This is a genomic window from Streptomyces sp. NPDC015127, from assembly GCF_043080095.1.
Lineage (GTDB): Bacteria > Actinomycetota > Actinomycetes > Streptomycetales > Streptomycetaceae > Streptomyces.
This window is the reverse complement of record NZ_JBIBVE010000008.1, coordinates 160,650-175,939: the sequence shown is the minus strand read 5'-3', so window position 1 is coordinate 175,939 and position 15,290 is coordinate 160,650. Positions and strand designations below refer to the sequence as shown.

Below are 15,290 nucleotides of genomic sequence, written 5' to 3'. Positions count from 1 at the left end.
CCCGGCGCACCGCTTGCCCCCGGACGCAGCCCGCACACGCGGGCCTCGCGCAGGCCCGTCAGAACAGGCGGAGCTTGTCGTCCTCGATGCCGCGCAGTGCGTCGTAGTCCAGCACCACGCAGCCGATGCCCCGGTCCGTCGCCAGCACCCTTGCCTGCGGCTTGATCTCCTGCGCCGCGAACACGCCCTTCACCGGCGCCAGGTGCGGGTCGCGGTTCAGGAGTTCCAGGTAGCGGGTCAGCTGCTCCACGCCGTCGATCTCGCCGCGGCGCTTGATCTCCACCGCCACCGTCCCGCCGTCCGCGTCGCGGCACAGGATGTCCACCGGGCCGATGGCCGTGGGGTATTCGCGGCGGATCAGGCTGTATCCCTCGCCGAGTGTCTCGATCCGGTCGGCCAGAAGCTCCTGCAGGTGCGCTTCCACGCCGTCCTTGATGAGGCCCGGGTCCACCCCGAGCTCGTGCGACGAGTCGTGGAGGATTTCTTCCATCGTGATGATCAGTTTCTCGCCCGCTTTGTTCACCACGGTCCACACCTGGTCGTCGCCCTCCTTCAACGTGCACGGAGGTGACATCCAGTTCAGCGGTTTGTACGCCCTGTCGTCGGCGTGGATGGACACACTGCCGTCCGCCTTGACCAGGATCAATCGGGGAGCGGAGGGCAGATGGGCGGTGAGCCTGCCCGCGTAGTCCACGGAGCAGCGGGCGATGACGAGACGCATGGTCGGCAACGCTACTCGACCGACGCCGCCCCGCGCGATTCGCCCCGGAAGCCCCCTTCTTATTTGGCCGGTTGTGTTCCCAATCTCCTGGTGCGCTCAAGACACCGCACTTACCGTGGAAGCGGGAGGTTGCCGCTCGTGCACTCTGCGTCGTCCTACGCCGTTCGTATGCCGTCGTTTCGTCCGCTACCTCCTTCCCTGCCCGTAAGGCCCCGTTAGCCCGGGGCCGCGAGAGGAGAACCCATGTCGCTCGACGTCTCACCGGCGCTGTTGGAACAGGCCGAGCGAGGCGAGGTCGACGAAGCAGCTTTCGTCGACTGCGTCCGGACCTCCCTGCCCTACGCATGGGAGATGATCAGTTCTCTGGTGGCTCAGCTGAAGGTGGACGGCGGCGACTTCGCCGACAACCAGACGCCTCCGCCGGACGAGCAGGCACGTGGTCAGCTGCTGCGCGCACTCGCGAGTGACGCCATTCGCGGTGCGCTCCAGCGGCACTTTGGTGTGCGTCTGGCATTCCAGAACTGCCACCGCGTCGCGGTGTTCCCGCTGGACTCCTCGGTGGACGAGCGGCTCGCCCGCTTCACTTCCGTACGGGCCCAGCTGCTCAATCAGTCGCCCGAACTGCGCGACTGCTGAGATCTTCCGCTGCCGCTCCGCATCCCGGGACGTACTCACCGGTGCCGGGGCGGCGGCACTGTGCGCGTTCGAGCGAACGCGTGCGACCTCGGCCGGGACGACGGGACCGGCCGGGGTCGTACGGCCGGTCTGCTCAGGCGAGCTGCGGCAGCACGTCCGCACCCAGGCGCCGTACGTTCTCCTCGGTCGCCGCCAGATCGCCCGAGCCCTCGGCCAGCAGCGCGAAGCGCGTGATGCCGGTGCGCTCCGCCGTGGCGGCGAGCCGGTCGGCCGCCAGCCGCGGGGTGCCCACGGGGTGCAGCGCGCACAGCAGTTCCGTGTACGCCAGGGGGTCGCGCATCGTGCGGTGCCGGCCGTCGACCGTGACGTGCGCGTCCAGGCCCTGCTTGAGCCAGCCGGGCAGCGCCTTCACCAGGGTCTCGGTCGCATCGGCGGCCCGGTCGGCGATCTGGACGACGCCCGCCGACACATGAGGCGCCGCCGCGATCTCGTCGGGGGAACGGCCGCAGGCCCGCGCATGCGAGCGCCACAGGGCGACCATCTCCGCCTTCTCCTCGTCCCCGCAGTGCATCCCGAGCAGCATCGGCAGCCCGCGCTCGGCGGCGAGCCGCACGCTCTTCGGCGACGTACAGGCGACGACGACCTCGGGGCCGCCGGGCGGGCCGCCGATCAGCTCGTCCGCCCGCGGCACGACCGCGACCTCGCGGAAGGCGAACCGCTCGCCGTCCGCGCCGACGCGCGGCTCGCGCAGCCACCGCATCAGCAGATCGAGCGATTCGGGGAACCCGCTCTCGTACGCGGCCGCTCCGGAGCCGAACACCTCCAGATCGACCCACGGACCGCCACGCCCCACCCCGAGCGTGAACCGCCCGCCGGAGGTGAGGTGGAGCAACGCCGCCTGCTCGCCGAGCGCCACGGGATGGACGGTCGGCAGCACGCTCACGGCCGTGCCGACCCGGATCCGGCGCGTGCGGCCGAGGAGCAGCGCCGCGAGAGTCACCGCCGACGGGCACACCCCGTACGGTACGAAGTGGTGCTCCGCCAACCAGACGGAATCCAGCCCGGTTTGCTCCGCGACCTCGGCGGTCCGCACCGCCCGGTGCAGCGCCTCCCCCTGCCCCTGTCCCGGGAACTGGGCTGCCAGTACGAAAGTCCCAACGCGCATCGCCTTTAGCCTCCTTGCGGCCGACGCGTCACTCCCCCACCGGCAACAACGTCCGACACGTGCCAAAGGCACGGCCGGACGGGAAGTTGTTGCGATTGTCCGGTAACCGGCGCTCGCCGGCAGCCACGGTCTCACAGCCGGCGGGACGAGTGCCCCGCTTCTCGGCCCTTACGCTGGAATGGAACTGTTTCCGTCTCCCGTGAGGTGTCCACGTGTCCCCGCGCCGCAACCGCCCCCGAGGCGGCGAGAAGCCGACCGAGCGAGCAACGGAGAGCGGCGACCGGTACGGCGGGTTCGGGAGCAGCGAGACCTGGCAGGGCGAGGACTGGTCGGTGCGCCACGTCGCGGGCGCACGCGCCGCCGGCAAGACGTACCGCTGCCCGGGCTGCGACCAGGAGATCCCCTCCGGCCTCCCGCACGTGGTGGCCTGGCCCGAGCACGGGGGGGTCGACGACCGGCGCCACTGGCACAAGGCGTGCTGGAACGCGAAGGACCGCCGCACCACGCGGGTGCAGCGGTCCCGGAACGCGCCTCGCTACTGAGGTCTCACACGTCGCGGCTGTTGATCACGACGAACGCGCCGCCCATCGCCACGGCGCTGATGACGAGCATGATCCACACCGGCTCCCAGCCGACCGGGCCCGAGGAGCCGCCGGCCGCGGCCTCGCCGTAGATGCCGATGAGCTGGCTCGGGACCGCGTAGTCGAGCAGGAACTCCTGCACGTCGGCGAGCGATTCCGAGAACATGAACATGGCCGCGACGAGCGGCAGCAGCATCACGCCGATCATGATCGTGATGGCTCCGGCCGAGTGCCGGATCATCGTGCCGACGGCCAGCGACAGCAGACCGATCGAGGCGACGAACAGCGCGACGCCGACCGTCGCGCGCAGCCACTCGTCGCCGGTGGGCTCGGTGGCCTCCACCATGCCCGTCTGGATCGCGGCGACCAGCGCGGCGAAGACCAGGGTGATGGTGAAGACGAGGGCGAAGAAGACGATCGCCTTGGCGGCCAGCACGCGCGAACGGCTGGGGCAGGCGGTCAGGGTCGTACGGATCATGCCGGTGCCGTACTCGGAGGCGATCGTCAGCACGCCCAGCGTCATCACGCAGATCGTGCCGAGCAGAATGCCGAAGAAGCCGAAGCCGAGCGCCGATTCCCCCTGCAGGTCGACGTCGCTGGCGGCCACGATCGCGGCGACGCCCAGACCGATGCCGAGCATCAGCACGATCATCACGCCGAGCGTCCACATCGTGGAGCGCACCGAGCGGATCTTGGTCCACTCGGAGGCGAGGGCGTCGCCGAGGTGCGCGCCGCGGACCGGGATGGGAGAGGCGTACGTGGGCGCGGCGGCGCCCGGATGCTGGTAGGGGGTGGTCATCGGGCGTCCTCGGGCTTGGTCGGGTCGGCGGGGGCGGCAGCAGGGGGAGCGACGGGCGGCGCGGGCTGGACGGGCGCGCCCGGCGCCACGGCCGCGTACGGGTTCTGCCCGGCTCCGGGCGGCGGCGGGGCGTACCAGCCCTGCTGCGGGACATCGGGGATCTGCGGCTGCGGCGGCAGATAGCCCATCGGCGGCTGCTGCATCAGCCCCGCCTTCTGGTCGTCGGTGGAGCGGTAGTCGACGGCGCCCTGCGTCATCCGCATGTACGCCTCCTCCAGGGACGCCTGGTGCGGCGACAGCTCCCACAGCCGGACGTCCGCCTCGTGGGCCACGTCGCTGATCCTCGGCAGCGCGAGCCCGGTGACGCGCAGGGCGCCGTCCGGCTCGGACATGACCTGCCCGCCCGCCTCCGTGAGCGCCGCGAGCAGCTTCTCGCGCTGCTGCGGGTCGGTCTGCGGCGTGCGCACGCGCGCGAAATCGGCCGAGTTGTGCGAGATGAAGTCCTTGACGCTCATGTCCGCGAGCAGCTGCCCCCGGCCGATGACGATCAAGTGGTCGGCCGTGAGCGCCATTTCGCTCATCAGGTGCGAGGAGACGAAGACGGTACGGCCCTCGGCGGCCAGCTGCTTCATCAGATTGCGCACCCACAGGATGCCCTCGGGGTCGAGACCGTTGACCGGCTCGTCGAAGAGCAGCACCTGCGGGTCGCCGAGCAGCGCCGCCGCGATGCCGAGCCGCTGTCCCATACCGAGCGAGAAGCCCTTGGAACGCCGCTTGGCGACGTCCTGGAGGCCGACGACCCCGAGCACCTCGTCGACCCGGCGGGCCGGGATGCCGGACAGCTGCGCCAGCGACAGAAGGTGGCTGCGCGCGCTGCGCCCGCCGTGCACGGCCTTGGCGTCCAGCAGCGCACCGACCTGCCGCGGCGCGTTCGGCAGCTGCCGGTACGGCCGGCCGCTGATGGTGACCTGCCCCTCGGTCGGCTTGTCGAGCCCGAGGATCATGCGCATCGTCGTGGACTTGCCGGCGCCGTTGGGTCCGAGGAACCCGGTGACGGCGCCGGGCCGCACCTGGAAGGAAAGGTTGTACACGGCCGTCTTGGCGCCGTAGCGCTTCGTCAGGCCGACTGCCTCGATCATTCTCCAGCCCCATCGACGTTCGGGTCGTCGGGGCACAGGCCATGCATGCCGTACGCCCCCGTAAGAGTTAGGAGGATATCCGGGCCTTGACGGTTCCGTTCAAGCCGTGCGAGGTGGGCCCGCGCCCGTGTCCGCCGCGGCCCGCCCCGTGCGCCGGGCCCGAGGACGCCTACGCGTCCCGCTTCTTGATCACCACGAAGCCGCCGATCAGTGCCGCCGCCACCCACAGCAGCATGATGCCCAGGCCGCCCCAGGGCCCGTACGGGGAGTCGCCGCTGTTCATCGCGCCCGGGACGACCTGCATGATCTTGGACCCGGCCTGGTCGGGGAAGTAGCGCGCCACGTCCCTCGCGCCCGGGACCGCGGACAGGATCTGCGACACCAGGAAGAAGAAGGGCATCAGGATGCCCAGCGACAGCATCGAGCTGCGCAGCATCGCGGCGACACCCATCGAGAAGATCGCCATCAGACCCATGTAGATGCCGCCGCCGACGACCGCGCGCAGCACGTTCTCCTCGCCGATCGTCGTGCGGTGCTCGCCCAGCAGCGCCTGGCCGAGGAAGAAGGTCAGGAAGCTCGTCGCCATCCCCACCACCAGCGCCAGCAGTCCGGCCACCGTGATCTTGCTGAAGAGGAAGGTGGCGCGCTGCGGGACGGCCGCGAGCGACGTGCGGATCATGCCGGAGCTGTACTCCGTGCCGACCACGAGGACACCGAAGACGACCATCGCCAGCTGGCCCAGCACCATCCCCGAGAAGCTGATCAGCGTCGGGTCGAAGGTGAGGCGCTCGGGGGCGGGCAGGTCCTCGAAGGTGGAGTTCATCAGGGCGCAGAGCGCGGCGCTCATGGCCACCGTGACCGCGAGCGCGCAGATCAGGGTCCAGCGCGTCGAGGAGACCGTGCGGATCTTGGTCCACTCGGACTGGAGGACGGCGGGTACGGATGCCATCGGTCAGGCTCCCTTGTTGCGCGGGGCCCACTGCGGGGCGGCGGTGCCGGTGGCGGCAGGTGCGGGGACGGGCGCGGCCGCGTCGGTGGCGTGCGCGTGGTACTCCACGGCGCCGGCCGTCATCTGCATGAACGCCTCCTCGAGCGAGGCGCGTTGGGCGCTGAGCTCGTGCAGCACGATCCGGTGCTCCGCCGCCAGCTCACCCAGCTGCTCCGTGGAAGCCCCGTCGATCTCCAGCGTGCCGTTGCCCGACTCGACGGCGATCAGACCGGCCGTGTGCAGGACGTCCAGCAGCTTCTCCCGCTGCGGAGTGCGCAGCCGGACATAACTGCGGGAGTTCTCGTGAATGAAATCGGCCATTGATGTGTCGGCGAGCAGTCTGCCCTGGCCGATCACGATCAAGTGGTCGGCGGTGAGCGCCATTTCACTCATCAGATGGGAGGAGACGAAGATCGTCCGGCCTTCGGCGGCAAGAGTCTTCATCAGATTGCGGATCCAGTGAATACCCTCGGGGTCCAGACCATTGACGGGCTCGTCGAACATCAGGATCTCGGGATCGCCGAGCAGCGCCGAGGCGATTCCCAGCCGTTGACCCATACCGAGGGAGAAGCTCTTGGACTTCTTGCGGGCCACCGCCGTCAGCCCGACCACGTCGAGGACCTCGGTCACGCGGGCGGCCGCGATCCGGTTCGCCTGGGCCAGGCAGAGCAGGTTGTTGTAGGCGCTGCGGCCGCCGTGCATCGCCTTGGCGTCCAGCAGGGCGCCGATGTACTTGAGCGGTTCGTCGAGATCCCGGTAGTGCTTGCCGTCGATCCGGACCGTGCCGCTGGTGGGGTTGTCCAGATCGAGCATCATGCGCATCGTCGTCGACTTTCCCGCGCCGTTGGGACCGAGGAAGCCGGTCACCATGCCCGGGCGGACCGTGAAGGACAGATGGTCGACGGCGACCTTCGTACCGAAGTGCTTGGTGAGGCCCTCGAGCTCGATCATGCGTTTCACGCTACGGGGGCATCATGGCGTCCGCCACCGGGTTCGCCCAACGGAACAGGGCCATTCCGGATCGGCCGGCGACGCGCGAGTGCCCGGCGCGGAGGCGGCCCACGACGCGCGAGTGCCCGGTGCCGAAACGGCACCGGGCACTCGTCGGATCCGGCCTGCGGAAGGCGTCAGCGGGACTGCTGCGCCGGAACCCCGCGGGAGATCGGCTCGTCGTCCGCCGGCGTACCCGCCGCGGCCACGGCCGCACCGGTCAGCGTCGCCAGCATCTCGCGGACGTTCGTCAGCTGGGCGTTGATCGAGTCGCGGCGGTTCGTCAGCGCCGCCAGCTCGCGCTCCGATTCGCTGCGGATACGGTCGGCCTTGGCGTTCGCGTCGGCCACGATGTCCTCGGCCTGACGCTGCGCCGTCTCCACCGTCTGACGGGCCCTGCGCTCCGCGTCCGTGCGCAGCTTCTCGGCCTCCAGACGCAGCTGCTCGGCGCGGTGCTCGATCTCCGCCAGGCGCTTCTCCGCCTTCGCCTGACGGGAGGCCAGGTCGCGCTCGGACTGCTCGCGGCGCTTGGCCAGGTTGGTCTCGAAGTCCGCGGCGGCCTGGGCGGCCTTGGCGCGGGTCTCCTCGAAGAGCGCGTCCGCCTCCTCACGCTTGGACTGCGCGTCCTTCTGCGCCTCGGCACGCAGCGAGTTGGCCTCACCCTGTGCCTTCTCGACGATACGGACGCCCTCGTCCTCCGCCTTCGCCTTGCGCTCGGCCGCGAACGACTCGGCGTCGTTGCGCACCTGCTGAGCGGCGGACTCGGCGAGCTCACGGTGCTGCTCGGCCGCGCGACGGGCCTCCTCGCGCAGGTCCTTCGCCTCCTCCTCGGCGAGACGGAGGATCTTCTCGACACGCGCGCCGAGTCCCGCGTACGACGGCTCGGCGTCGTTGACCTGGGCCTGGGCGTTCTGCGTCTCGAGGTGGAGCTCCTCGATGCGCTTTTCCAGAGAGGTGATTCGGGCCAGAGCACTATCACGGTCGGCGACGAGTTTGGTAATGCGGTCGTCCACCTGACCGCGGTCGTAACCACGCCGCACGAGCTCGAAGCCGAAGGGGGAGGAAGTGTCGCTCATGGGGTTCCTGTCGAATGAGACCGGTGAGGTGTTAGAGGGAATCCTAGGGGCCGAAGCGGCGTGTCATCGAGCGGATGCCGGTTTGATCTGGAGAATGTCCAGCCTTTTGAGTGGCTAGCCGTCGGACGACTTGCCACTCGAACGTGTAACCCCTGCTGATGCTCCCGCCTTGACGGCTCCCGCTCCGGAACCGCCGTTGGCCGAAGCCTTACCCCCCGTCGGCGCCTCGAAAGACTCCAACGCCTCAAGAACATCCTGGACACGGGAGATCTCGGCCTGGATGTCCTCGCGCCTGCGCACCAGCACGTCGAGCTCCCGCTTGCCCTCGGCGATCGTGCGCTCGGCCTCCCGGTCGGCCTCGGCCTTCACGCGCTCGGCCTCGCGGACCAGTTCGGCCTTCCTGGCCTCGGCCTCCTTCAGGAGCGCCTCGGCCCGCTTCACGGCGGCGATCCTGACCTTGCCGGCCTCCGAATCGGCCTCCGACACCAGCTTCTTGGCCTTGGCCTCCGCATCGGCGAGCTGCTCCTCGGCGGCCTTGACCAGCTTGTCGACGCGCTCCCCGGCCGTCTTCATCTGCTCCGAGGTCTCCCGGCGGGCCCGCTCGTGCAGCTCCTCGATCTCGCTCTCGACCCGTGCCCGCAGCTCCTCGCCGCGCTCCCTTATCGCCGCCGCGTCCCGGCGCGCGCCGACCAGCAGTTCGTCGGCGTCCGTACGCGCCTTCTCCACCCGCGCGTTGCCCTCGACGGTCGCCTCGGTGACGATCCGGTCGGCCTCCTTGCGGGCGGCGCCGACCATCGTGTCGGCCTGCTCCTCCGCCTCGGTGGCCGCGCGCAGCGCCTCCTCCTGCGCCTTGGCCATCAACTGGTCGGCCTGCTCGGCCGCGTCCGCGCGGCGCTTGGCCGCCGCCGTGCGCGCCTCGTCCAGCAGCCGGTCCGCCTCGGCACGCGCCTCGCTGCGCAGTTGCTCGGCAGCGGCCTCCGTCTCGGCACGGTGCCGTTCCGCCTCCGCCCGCATCCGCTCGGCGGCCTGCTGCGCGGTGCCCACCGTCTCGGCGGCCTCGGCCCGCATCCGTTCGGCGTCGCCGGCCGCCTCGGTCCGCACCCGCTCCGCCTCCGCGGCCGTCTCCGCCGCGATCCGCTCGGCCTCGCCCGTCGCCTCGGAGATGAGCTGGTCCGCCTGCGCCGCGGCGTCGGCACGGCGCTTGTCCGCGGCCCTGCGCGCCTCGTCGAGCACCTGCTCGCGGTCGGCGCGCACCGCCGCGCGCATCTGCTCGACCTCGGCCTCGCCGTCCACCTTGATCTGCTCGGCCTCGCTGAGCAGCCGCGTCGCGTCCGCCTCCGCGGTGGCCAGCACCTCGGCGGCCTCCGTGCGCAGCCGCTCGCTCTCGCTCGTCGCCTCGCCGACCAGCAGGTCCGCCTGCGTCGCCGCCTCGGAACGGATCCGGTTCGCGTCCTCGCGCGCCTCCGCGCGGGTCCGCGACGCGTCCTGCTCGGCGGAGGCGAGCGAGTCCGACGCCTCCGTACGCATCCGCTGGGCGTACTCAGAGGCGTCCGTCCGCAGCCGCTCCGCCTCCGCGATCGCCTCGGCGACGGTCCGCTCGGCCAGCGCCTGCGCGGCCTCCGTCTCCTCCCGCGCCCGCTCCCGCAGCCGGGCCGCGTCCTCGGAGGCACGCTCCCGCTCCGCGTACGCGTCCGCGCGGACCCGGTCCGCCTCCTCCTGCGCCTCGGCGCGGGTGCGCTCGGCCGCGTGCTCGGCGGCGCTGCGCAGCCCGGCGATCTCCTCCTCGGCCTGCTCCTGCAGCCCGCTGACGGAGTCCCGCACCTGCTGGGCGGTCTGCTCGGCGGCCGAGACCATCTCCGTGGCGCGCCGGTCCGCCTCCTCCACGAGCCGCTGCGCCTCGGCCTGCGCCTCCTCGACCCGCTTGCGGGCCGACGCCAGCAGCTCCTCGCTCTGCTCGCGGGCCCGTTCGCGCTCCTGGCCGGCCTCCGCGCGCGCCGACTCGAGGGTCTCCTCGGCCGACCGGCGACGACGGGCCGCCTCCTCCTGCGCGGCGGCCAGCGCCTCGGCGGCCTCCGCGCCGAGCCGCTCGGCGGCCGCAGCGGCCTCCGCCCGTACCCGGTCGGCGGTGTCCTGGGCCTCGGTGCGCAGCCGCTCCGCCTCGCTCGCCGCCTCGCTGGTGAGCCGTACGGCAACGGTCTCGGCCTCCGCACGGGCCGCCGACGCGTCGGCGGCTGCCTCGGTGCGCAGCCGCTCCGCCTCCTGCTCGGCCTGCGCCTGGAGCGTACGCAGCCGCTCCGCGGCCTCCGTGCGCAGCCGTTCGGTCTCCTCCGCCGCCTCGCGGCGGATCCGCTCGCCCTCCGCACGGGCCTCGGTGAGGTTCTCCTCGGCGCTCGCGAGCCGGGCCGTGGCCTCGGTGTGCAGCCGCGTCAGCTCCTCGGCGGCCTCCGCCTGCCGGGCCGCGACGCCGCGTTCGGTCTCCTCGCGCAGCCGGTCCGCCTCGGCCTCGGCCGCCGCGCGCATGCCGTCCGCCTGCTCCTCGGCCTCCGCGCGCAGCCGGTCGGCCTCGGCGCGGGTGCGCTCCAGCGTCTCCTCGGCCTGCTTGCGCAGCGTGGTGGCGCGCTCGATCGCCTCGGTGCGCACCTTCTCGGAGTCGCCCGCCGCCTTCGTCCGCAGCTCGTCCGCGTCCGTACGCGCCTTGGTCAGCAGCTCCTCGGCTGTCTTCGCCGCCTCCTCGATCTGCTGGACGGCCTCGCGCCGCGCCTCGCCGCGGATCCGCTCGCCCTCGGCGACCGCCTCGGCACGCAGCTGCTCGGCCTCGCCGCGCAGCCGGCGCGCCTCCTCCTGGAGCTCGACCGTCTTGGCGCGGTACTCCTTGGTGTCGTCCTTGGCCGCGCCCTTGAGCTGGTCGGCCTGCTCGGCCGCCTCACCGCGCAGCCGGTCCGCCTCGGCCTCGGCCTCGCGCCGGATCCGCTCGGCCTCCTCGCTCGCCGCGCGGGTGGTCGCCTTGGCGTCCTCCGACGCCTTGGTCAGCACTTCCTCCGCGGTGCGGGCGGCCTTCGCGAGCTGGGCGGCGGAGTCCTCGGCGGCCGCCGTACGGGCCTTCTCGGTGGCGTCCGCGACCAGCTTCTCGGCCTCGGCACGGGCGTCCGCGAGCGCCTGCTCGGCGTCGGCCTTCAGCGCCTCCGAGTCCTTGGTCGCCTCGGCGACCAGCCGGGCGATCTCCGCCTTGGCCGTACGCGTGCGCTGCTCGTTGACCGACTCGGCCGACGAAAGTTGCTTGGCCGCGGACTCCTTGGCCTCGGCGACCAGCTTCTCGGACTCCGCCCGCGCCTCGCGGAGCCTGTCCTCCGCCTCCTGCATCCGCGCCTCGGCGGCACGGCTGAGCTCCGCGGCCTGCTGGCGGGCCTGGTCGGACTCGGCCGTGGTCGACGAACGCAGCTGCTCGGCGTGGGCGGTCGCCTCCTGCGCCTGGTTCGATGCGGCGGTCAGCAGCCGCTCGGCGTCCTTGCGGGCACGCAGCAGGATCGCCTCGGCCTCGGCGCGGGCCGCCTCGGCCTCGCTGCCGAGCCGGCGGCGGGCCTCCTCGGTGATCCTCGCGGCCTCGGCGCGCGCCGCGGCAAGCGACTGCTCGGCCTCGGCGCGGGACTGGTCCAGCAGACGCTGCGCCTGCGACTCGGTGCGGGCGCGCAACTGCTCGGCCCAGGCGACGTTCTCGTTGACGTGCGACTCGACGGTCCGGCGGCGCTCGGCCAGCTCCTGGTCGAGACGCTGCCTGCGCTGCACCGCCTCGGCGTGCAGCTCGGCCTGGAGGCGCGCCTGGTGCTCGGCGTGCTCCTGAAGGATGCGCTGGGTCTGGGCGCGCGCCTCGCGCAGCTCCCGCTCGGCGTCCGAGCGCAGCTGGTCCGCCTGGATCTGGGCATTACGGAGCAACTGCTCGGCCTGGTAACCGAGGTCGGCGGTGTCATGGGCAGGGCGGGAGGCGAGCGTGCGCCGCGCCTCATGGAGTTTGGCGCGCAACACCTCGACCTGGTAGCCGAGGTCCTCGGCATGCTGGACGGCCTTCTCCCGCTCGGTCTTCAGCCGGTCCATCTCGGCCTCGAACCGCGAGAGGTGGTCGTCGTCAGCTCGGTGGCTCTCCTGGCGTTCGTAGCCCCGCACTGCGCGGTCCCATCCGTCCCCTGGTCGCAACTGTCTCCACACGAGCACCGTTCGCCGGCGAACGGCCCCCCGGGGAATGGTGACAGATCAACGACGGAGACGCGGCACGGCCCCGACCCGGCCCCGGCCCGGAACGGCCCACTCTACCGGGCCGGGAATCGTGTCGGTCAGTGCTCCGTTGCAGAGGTGACGAGTTCGGTGAGAACGCCGTGGCAGTCCTTCGGGTGGAGGAAGGTGATGCGCGACCCCATGGAGCCGATACGCGGTTCGTCGTACAGCACACGGACACCCTTGTCCCGGATGTCCTGCGCATCGCCGTCGACGTCCGCCGTCCCGAAGGCGATGTGGTGCACCCCCTCGCCGTTCTTGGCCAGCCACTTGCCCACCGCGGAGTCCTCGCGGGTGGGCTCCAGGAGCTGGAGATAGGAGGCGCCGCCGTCGGACGTCTCGTTGATCTTGAGCATGGCCTCCCGCACGCCCTGCTCCTCGTTGACCTCCTCGTGGAAGACCTCGAAGCCGTAGGTCGCACGGTAGAACTCGACAGTCCTGTCGAGGTCGAGACAGGCGATCCCGATGTGGTCGATTCGCGTCAGCATTTCTCCAGTGCAGCGCCCCGGCGCCCGATTACGCAACGTGCGCGCGATCACACCGGCCGACCGGTGACCGGCGACGGTACCGCTCAGTACATTTGAGTAAACCCTCGTTCACTCCTCAGCTGCGGCTGAAAGGGGATCGTGCACATGTCTGGAACGACCGGTACCACCTCCGTGATCGTCGCGGGTGCTCGTACGCCCATGGGCCGTCTGCTCGGCTCGCTCAAGTCCTTCTCCGGCGCCGACCTCGGAGGCTTCGCCATCAAGGCCGCCCTCGAACGCGCCGGCATCGGCGGCGACCAGGTGCAGTACGTGATCATGGGACAGGTGCTCCAGGCGGGCGCCGGCCAGATCCCCGCCCGCCAGGCCGCGGTCAAGGCCGGCATCCCGATGAACGTCCCGGCCCTGACCGTCAACAAAGTGTGTCTGTCCGGTCTGGACGCCATCGCGCTCGCCGACCAGCTGATCCGCGCCGGTGAGTTCGACGTGATCGTCGCCGGCGGCCAGGAGTCCATGACCAACGCGCCGCACCTGCTGCCGAAGTCCCGCGAGGGCTACAAGTACGGCGCGATCGAGATGCTCGACGCCATGGCGTACGACGGCCTCACCGACGCCTTCGAGAACATCGCCATGGGCGAGTCGACGGAGAAGCACAACACCCGCCTCGGCATCCCGCGCGACGTGCAGGACGAGATCGCGGCGCTCTCCCACCAGCGGGCCGCCGCCGCGCAGAAGAACGGCCTCTTCGAGGCGGAGATCACGCCCGTCGAGATCCCGCAGCGCAAGGGCGACCCGGTCCTGTTCGCCAAGGACGAGGGCATCCGCGCGGAGACGACCGCCGAGTCGCTGGGCAAGCTGCGCCCCGCGTTCTCCAAGGACGGCACGATCACCGCGGGCACGTCCTCGCAGATCTCGGACGGCGCCGCGGCCGTCGTCGTGATGAGCAGGACCAAGGCCGAGGAGCTGGGCCTGGAGTGGATCGCCGAGATCGGCGCCCACGGCAATGTCGCCGGCCCCGACAACTCCCTGCAGTCGCAGCCGTCCAACGCCATCCGGCACGCGCTGAAGAAGGAGGGCCTGGAGGTCGAGGACCTCGACCTCATCGAGATCAACGAGGCCTTCGCCGCGGTCGCCCACCAGTCAATGAAGGACCTCGGCGTTACGCCGGAAAAGGTGAATGTGAACGGTGGGGCGATCGCGCTCGGCCATCCCATCGGCATGTCCGGTGCACGCGTCGTGCTCCACCTGGCGCTGGAGCTCAAGCGCCGCGGCGGCGGCGTCGGCGCGGCGGCGCTGTGCGGCGGCGGCGGTCAGGGCGACGCGCTGATCGTCCGCGTACCGTCCAAGTAACCCGCCAGGCAAGGAGCGATACGTGATGGTGGACGTCCCCCAGTTGGTCGCCCAGGCGAGGGAGGGCCGGCCGCGTGCGGTGGCCCGGCTGATCTCACTCGTGGAGGGGGCGTCCCCGCAGCTGCGCGAGGTGATGGCGACGCTGGCCCCGCTGACCGGCGGTGCGTACGTGGTGGGCCTGACGGGCTCGCCGGGCGTCGGCAAGTCGACCTCCACGTCCGCGCTGGTCTCCGCCTACCGGCGGGCCGGGAAGCGGGTCGGCGTCCTGGCCGTCGACCCGTCCTCGCCCTTCTCGGGCGGGGCGCTGCTGGGCGACCGCGTACGGATGTCGGACCACGCGTCCGACCCGGGCGTCTACATCCGCTCGATGGCCACCCGCGGCCATCTGGGCGGGCTGGCCTGGGCCGCGCCGCAGGCGATCCGCGTCCTGGACGCGGCCGGCTGCGACGTGATCCTCGTCGAGACGGTGGGCGTCGGCCAGTCGGAGGTGGAGATCGCCTCCCAGGCCGACACCTCGGTGGTGCTGCTCGCGCCCGGCATGGGTGACGGCATCCAGGCGGCCAAGGCGGGAATCCTCGAGATCGGCGACGTGTACGTCGTCAACAAGGCGGACCGGGACGGCGCGGACGCGACGGCCCGGGAGCTGAACCACATGCTGGGCCTCGGCGAGGCCCGGGGCCCCGGCGACTGGCGGCCGCCGATCGTCAAGACGGTCGCGTCGCGGGGCGAGGGCGTGGACGAGGTCGTCGAGGCGCTGGAGAAGCACCGGGCCTGGATGGAGGAGCACGGCGTCCTCGCGGAGCGCCGGGCACGCCGGGCGGCGACGGAGGTCGAGACGATCGCGGTCACGGCGCTGCGCGAGCGCATCGGCGACCTCCATGGCGACCGCCGGCTGGGCTCGCTGGCGGCGCGCATCGTGGCGGGCGAACTGGACCCGTACCGGGCGGCGGACGAACTGGTGGCGGGCCTGACGCAGTCGTAGGCGGGGGCCTCTTCGCATGGCAGGGGCCGCTGCGTGCGGGCCGCTGCGTGGGGCTGTTCCCCTCCCCGCCCCTTCCCGTAACCGGGGCAAGCCCCGGACCCCGTACCGCGCG

At 71.7% G+C, this 15,290-nt stretch carries 13 protein-coding genes; 4 read left to right on the top strand and 9 right to left on the bottom strand.

Translation table 11 applies throughout. From position 1 onward, the window contains the following. Window positions 1-58 precede the first annotated feature (58 nt). Window positions 59-721 (bottom strand): endonuclease NucS, encoded by a 663-nt coding sequence (nucS, locus tag ACF08N_RS17660; RefSeq protein WP_392325528.1) that lies wholly within the window; start codon window positions 719-721, stop codon window positions 59-61. Between the two features lie 243 nt (window positions 722-964). On the opposite strand from nucS, the gene ACF08N_RS17655 reads away from it, so the two are divergent. Beyond that, a complete protein-coding gene (locus tag ACF08N_RS17655; protein ID WP_307713396.1) occupies window positions 965-1,357 on the top strand; it encodes an SCO5389 family protein in 393 nt (130 codons plus the stop codon). Window positions 1,358-1,490: 133 nt separating this feature from the next. Here ACF08N_RS17655 and ACF08N_RS17650 read toward each other — a convergent pair whose 3' ends face one another. Next, window positions 1,491-2,522: an LLM class flavin-dependent oxidoreductase gene (locus ACF08N_RS17650; RefSeq protein ID WP_392325527.1), complete on the bottom strand. Its 1,032-nt coding sequence runs from the start codon at window positions 2,520-2,522 to the stop codon at window positions 1,491-1,493. Between the two features lie 212 nt (window positions 2,523-2,734). Here ACF08N_RS17650 and ACF08N_RS17645 point away from each other — a divergent pair, with 212 nt between their 5' ends. Then, window positions 2,735-3,064, top strand: coding sequence for an ATP/GTP-binding protein (locus tag ACF08N_RS17645; RefSeq protein WP_392325526.1), 330 nt, complete (start codon window positions 2,735-2,737; stop codon window positions 3,062-3,064). Between the two features lie 4 nt (window positions 3,065-3,068). Here ACF08N_RS17645 and ACF08N_RS17640 read toward each other — a convergent pair whose 3' ends face one another. The 7 genes from ACF08N_RS17640 to mce form a co-directional block, all read right to left on the bottom strand. After that, the gene (locus ACF08N_RS17640) at window positions 3,069-3,902 is read right to left on the bottom strand and encodes an ABC transporter permease (RefSeq protein WP_392325525.1); all 834 of its coding nucleotides are present in this window, start codon (window positions 3,900-3,902) and stop codon (window positions 3,069-3,071) included. Next, a complete protein-coding gene (locus ACF08N_RS17635; RefSeq protein WP_392325524.1) occupies window positions 3,899-5,041 on the bottom strand; it encodes an ABC transporter ATP-binding protein in 1,143 nt (380 codons plus the stop codon). Before ACF08N_RS17635 ends, ACF08N_RS17640 begins: the two co-directional genes overlap by 4 nt. 169 nt (window positions 5,042-5,210) lie before the next feature. Further along, window positions 5,211-5,990 carry an ABC transporter permease gene (locus tag ACF08N_RS17630; RefSeq protein WP_392325523.1) on the bottom strand — a complete coding sequence of 260 codons (780 nt, stop codon included), beginning with the start codon at window positions 5,988-5,990 and terminating at the stop codon, window positions 5,211-5,213. 3 nt (window positions 5,991-5,993) lie between these two features. After that, on the bottom strand, window positions 5,994-6,980 hold the full coding sequence (locus tag ACF08N_RS17625; RefSeq protein WP_392325522.1) for an ABC transporter ATP-binding protein: 987 nt from the start codon (window positions 6,978-6,980) through the stop codon (window positions 5,994-5,996). A 176-nt stretch (window positions 6,981-7,156) separates the two neighbouring features. Further along, window positions 7,157-8,095 carry a cellulose-binding protein gene (locus ACF08N_RS17620; RefSeq protein WP_392325521.1) on the bottom strand — a complete coding sequence of 313 codons (939 nt, stop codon included), beginning with the start codon at window positions 8,093-8,095 and terminating at the stop codon, window positions 7,157-7,159. Window positions 8,096-8,209: 114 nt separating this feature from the next. After that, window positions 8,210-12,253: a polarized growth protein Scy gene (gene scy, locus ACF08N_RS17615; RefSeq protein WP_392325520.1), complete on the bottom strand. Its 4,044-nt coding sequence runs from the start codon at window positions 12,251-12,253 to the stop codon at window positions 8,210-8,212. 167 nt (window positions 12,254-12,420) lie between these two features. After that, window positions 12,421-12,849, bottom strand: a complete 429-nt coding sequence (gene mce / locus ACF08N_RS17610) for a methylmalonyl-CoA epimerase (RefSeq protein ID WP_392325519.1) — start codon at window positions 12,847-12,849, stop codon at window positions 12,421-12,423. 144 nt (window positions 12,850-12,993) lie between these two features. On the opposite strand from mce, the gene ACF08N_RS17605 reads away from it, so the two are divergent. Both ACF08N_RS17605 and meaB read left to right on the top strand, forming a co-directional pair. Further along, window positions 12,994-14,196, top strand: a complete 1,203-nt coding sequence (locus tag ACF08N_RS17605; RefSeq protein WP_392325518.1) for an acetyl-CoA C-acetyltransferase — start codon at window positions 12,994-12,996, stop codon at window positions 14,194-14,196. Window positions 14,197-14,221: 25 nt separating this feature from the next. Next, a complete protein-coding gene (gene meaB, locus ACF08N_RS17600; protein ID WP_392325517.1) occupies window positions 14,222-15,178 on the top strand; it encodes a methylmalonyl Co-A mutase-associated GTPase MeaB in 957 nt (318 codons plus the stop codon). The last annotated feature ends 112 nt before the right edge of the window (window positions 15,179-15,290 follow it).